Here is a 230-nt window from a genome sequence, read left to right as displayed (position 1 = left end):
CAATTATTAGAATCACAGGTTTGCTGATGGGGTTATTTTCAATCACCATGTTGCCGTCAGCATTAGTGGCTATCTTGTATAAAGATGGTGGCGGTACTGCTTTTATTCAGGCCTTTTTTGTCAGTATTTTTTTAGGCTTTTTATTGTGGTACCCCAACCGTCATCAAAAAGGTGATCTACGAACTCGTGAAGGTTTCTTGATTGTGGTGCTGTTCTGGACAGTGCTGGGA

1 pseudogene is annotated in these 230 nt (G+C 41.3%); it reads left to right on the top strand.

The features are described from left to right. Positions 1-26: 26 nt before the first annotated feature. Positions 27-230 (top strand): annotated as a pseudogene (locus AAEY75_RS17415) (hypothetical protein); the annotation flags it as partial.

The organism is Psychrobacter sp. TB55-MNA-CIBAN-0194, assembly GCF_040309505.1.
In the GTDB taxonomy this organism is placed as follows: Bacteria; Pseudomonadota; Gammaproteobacteria; order Pseudomonadales; family Moraxellaceae; genus Psychrobacter; species Psychrobacter fozii.
The sequence above is the reverse complement of the archived record's forward strand: the minus strand, read 5'-3'. Positions and strand labels throughout refer to the sequence as shown.